This is a genomic window from Microcystis sp. CS-574, assembly GCF_028329095.1.
Lineage (GTDB): Bacteria > Cyanobacteriota > Cyanobacteriia > Cyanobacteriales > Microcystaceae > Microcystis > Microcystis ichthyoblabe_A.
The window spans coordinates 1-3,378 of the sequence record NZ_JAQMSY010000241.1 but is presented as its reverse complement, the minus strand read 5'-3'; the positions used below and the strand labels follow the sequence as shown (position 1 = coordinate 3,378).

Genomic DNA, 3,378 nt, shown 5'->3' with positions numbered 1-3,378 from the left:
CTTTACAAAAATTAATATTTTTAAATAACCATTCTCTTATAGTTTCAATCCCTAATAGGGTTTAAGATTAATTGGAACTTTTCCCTACTTGCCCTACCTGCCCTACCTATATTTACGTTTCAATCCCTAATAGGGTTTAAGATTAATTGGAACCTCACCTCCTTGTCTATCAATACTCTTAGTATTGTGTTTCAATCCCTAATAGGGTTTAAGATTAATTGGAACTTTTCGATCACTTCAGCGCATTCCTCCCGGGGCGAGTTTCAATCCCTAATAGGGTTTAAGATTAATTGGAACCGCCCAGTGGTAAAAGCTATACGCTATGGGGTTTTCAAGGTTCGTATGCGCCGCACCCGCAATAAACCCATTGTACAGCAAGTGACCCAGTTCTTCAAGACCCCGCAAAACCTTACGGGATAAGGTGCGCCCCGCGTTGGAAAGGAAAATCATCTCGAATCTATATTCCATAAGCTTTTCAGCCACCAGATAATAGTTAAGGATTTTTACAGCTACCCGGAAGCGCAACCGAGCTAAACAAAAAAAATTGTATTATCCCGGGGTAACTCACCACCGATACGTTCCACTTTACCCCGACAACAGGCGCAGAGAAAATAAAAGCGGATGCTATCGGTATCGGGTTTGATCAACTTACTCAAGCGCCCGCGCAGCTTGGCGTACTGGGTATCGGTTAGATCGCACTCAAAAACACTATACTGCACCCTTTGGCCGTAGGACTTTAACGTATTGTGAATTTTGGTTCGTCGCTTATCATCGGAAATGTCGTAACTGATAACAAAATACATGACCGCCTCTACCTACTTTAAAATCAAAGGTGGATACTTATCCGTCTCGTCCATCAGATATTTCGCCATTAGTCGGGCCTGAATCTCGAAAGCTTCTTGATAAGTACACTGTTTACCCATTACCGGATGCTTAAACTTGGATTGTTTCTTCTGTTCGTACAAGCGCAGGAAAATCTGTAATCCCTCTCTCGTCAAGGAAACCGCACCGCTTAAGGGTTCGGTGGTGAAATGTTCGGGGGTAAGATAAGGATGATTGACCCCATTGAGAACTACGGCATCAACGACGATCGCTCTAAATTCCTCCATCAGATCCAGTGCCAGCGAGGGGCGACCATAGCGTTGATAGTGAAGATAACCGAGATAGGGGTCAAAACCGACCAAATTGATCGCACTCTGCACGTCATGGCGCAATAACGCATAACCCAGACTCAAAAGAGAATTGACCGGATCTCGCGGGGGGCGACGGTTACGCGAGGTAAAGGTAAAAGTATCGCCGAGAATTAGGGAATCAAAACAACTGAAATAGGCTGCGCTTCCCGCTCCCTCTAACCCCCGGAGAGAATCGATCGCCGAGGTTGTTTCGATCGAGCCGATCGCTGCTTCCAGACAAGCGATCGCAGTTTGTAAATCCAACTCTTTTCGATCGCGTTGACGACGGAGCAGAATGTTGCGGTAATTCTTCAGCTTGCCGCGGACGAATCCCCGCACTAAATGAATGGCTTTCGGAGAATCGCCGGCGGCCTGCCATTGCGCTCGACGAACGAAAATATTTTTGGTCATCTCCGGTTCCAATCTACCGAGATAGCGTCCGGTGGATGTGACGAAACTGAGCGGAATATGACGTTCCAACAATTCGATCACCAATGCGGGAGAAACTGAACCCCGTCCGAAAATCACCACTCCTTCCACGTTCAATAGAGGTACATCGAGGATCGTTTCTTTGGATGCTTTAACCGTTAAACGCTCGTCATTTTTGCCGAGAAATGCGTCTTCTCTGGTCACATATACCGTTCCCATATTTTTTAGTCTTCCTCTCGATATCGTTGGACTTTTTCGGTTAATCGGGGCAAGCAGCGATCGAACAAACTGCATCCCTTGCAGCGGGTTGAATAGACCGCTGGGGGCATTTTTCCCGTCTGGATCAGGGTTTCAACTGCTCGGATCGTAGCGATCGCCCGTTGCCGTAGAGCAAGATCGATCGCCACCGGTTGACGCTGGTGAGAACTGGCATAGTAGATATAGCCAGTATCTAGCCTTTTTCCCGTCATTTCTTCCAAACACAGAGCTTGAGCGCACACCTGCAACTCGTCGTTATCCCATTCGCCTTTACTGCCCCGTTTGTATTCCACGGGGATAAATTCGCCATCCTGGGACTCGATCAGATCGGCTTTACCGATGAGACGGTAATTGTCTGATTTAAGCCAGATCGCCCGAATTTGCCATATTTCCTCGCGGTTTGCCGCCCCGACGGTGTGAACTCGTTGGTGTAAATTTGTTCCCTCGATCGTGTAGCTATTATCGAGAAATTCCCCGGCGACGAACATTCTCCAACAACGGTGGGGACAGTAGGCGTAATGGTTGAGAGCGGCGATCGGTATGTAATCAGATTCATCCATAACTATCTTTTCTCCTTAGCAATTCTGCGAGTCATCCCCATCCCCATGGTGGTTTTCCGTCCCACTCCCGCATAGAGGGCAAAATCCGCCAGTGCATTAATCGCTTTAATCTTTGCGGGTTCCACCTCTCCCAAAAGACGATAGTGAATCTCGCCCACACAACCGATCGACTGGTTTTTATAGGCTTCATCGGCTAATTTCGTTTGAATATCGAAGAAACTGGGGAAAATCGACTCTAGGACGATGGAATCGAAGGGGATAGCGCTATAGCGATTCCAACGATTGAGAAGGCTATTAAACACCAGTTCCCGCGTCGGTAAGGCACTATCGAATTTTCCCTGCCGGAAGGTGACGGGGGTGGCGAAAAGGAAATCAAATTCCCGATTCGTTTCCGAGGCGTTTTCATACAGGTATTGATAAGTACAAGAGTTCGCCCAGGGTTGAACCGATTGCGGGGTGGCGAGGACGCTAGTGATAACCAGATCGGCGGAACCGAGATGCCAGGGGTGTTTTGGATTGAGATTCAACCAGAGCGAGGTTAATTTACCGAATAATCGGTCATCGAGCAGAGAAATCCGCCACCAGCAGGGAGTTTCGGGGGCGATTGGCCGTTCGTATCGCCATTGCGGGGAATTTATCGTTTTTCCCCCGGATTGCATCTGTAGTGGCGATAAGGTAAAGGCTTTATCTGCCTCGGCTGTGTGTAGAATGTTCCCTAATTCCTGATCGACACTACTGACAAGGGTAAGGAATAGCGCGTGAAGGTGTCGTCCGGTGAGAAAATTCGGATAGATCGGCGATCGAGGTGTGAGATTGAGAACGAGACTGTAGGGCATTAACTTAATCGGGCCTTGGCAAAAATTTGTCTGGGGGTTAGGGTTAAATCGGGGAGGAGAATATCGCTCATCTCGTCATCGCCTTTTTTAATCGCCGGGGGTGCATCGGGATAGAAAATCGTG

At 47.9% G+C, this 3,378-nt stretch carries 4 protein-coding genes and 1 pseudogene; all 5 read right to left on the bottom strand.

Features of this window, described 5'->3' with window-relative positions; genetic code table 11:
- Window positions 1-530 precede the first annotated feature (530 nt).
- A complete protein-coding gene (gene cas2 / locus PN470_RS19615) occupies window positions 531-803 on the bottom strand; it encodes a CRISPR-associated endonuclease Cas2 (protein ID WP_046663050.1) in 273 nt (90 codons plus the stop codon).
- Window positions 804-815: 12 nt separating this feature from the next.
- Window positions 816-1,820, bottom strand: coding sequence for a type I-D CRISPR-associated endonuclease Cas1d (cas1d, locus tag PN470_RS19610; protein WP_002778670.1), 1,005 nt, complete (start codon window positions 1,818-1,820; stop codon window positions 816-818).
- 5 nt (window positions 1,821-1,825) lie between these two features.
- Window positions 1,826-2,419, bottom strand: coding sequence for a CRISPR-associated protein Cas4 (gene cas4 / locus PN470_RS19605; protein WP_272104967.1), 594 nt, complete (start codon window positions 2,417-2,419; stop codon window positions 1,826-1,828).
- Between the two features lie 2 nt (window positions 2,420-2,421).
- A complete protein-coding gene (gene cas6 / locus PN470_RS19600; protein WP_272104966.1) occupies window positions 2,422-3,255 on the bottom strand; it encodes a CRISPR-associated endoribonuclease Cas6 in 834 nt (277 codons plus the stop codon).
- A pseudogene (locus PN470_RS19595) lies at window positions 3,255-3,378 on the bottom strand (Uma2 family endonuclease); the annotation flags it as partial. The gene cas6 and the pseudogene PN470_RS19595, both read right to left, overlap by 1 nt.

What these genes read in the sequence shown, in the direction of transcription:
- cas2 (WP_046663050.1), bottom strand. Translation starts at nt 803, where the DNA reads ATGTATTTTGTTATCAGTTACGACATTTCCGATGATAAGCGACGAACC.
- cas1d (WP_002778670.1), bottom strand. Translation starts at nt 1,820, where the DNA reads ATGGGAACGGTATATGTGACCAGAGAAGACGCATTTCTCGGCAAAAAT.
- cas4 (WP_272104967.1), bottom strand. Translation starts at nt 2,419, where the DNA reads ATGGATGAATCTGATTACATACCGATCGCCGCTCTCAACCATTACGCC.
- cas6 (WP_272104966.1), bottom strand. Translation starts at nt 3,255, where the DNA reads ATGCCCTACAGTCTCGTTCTCAATCTCACACCTCGATCGCCGATCTAT.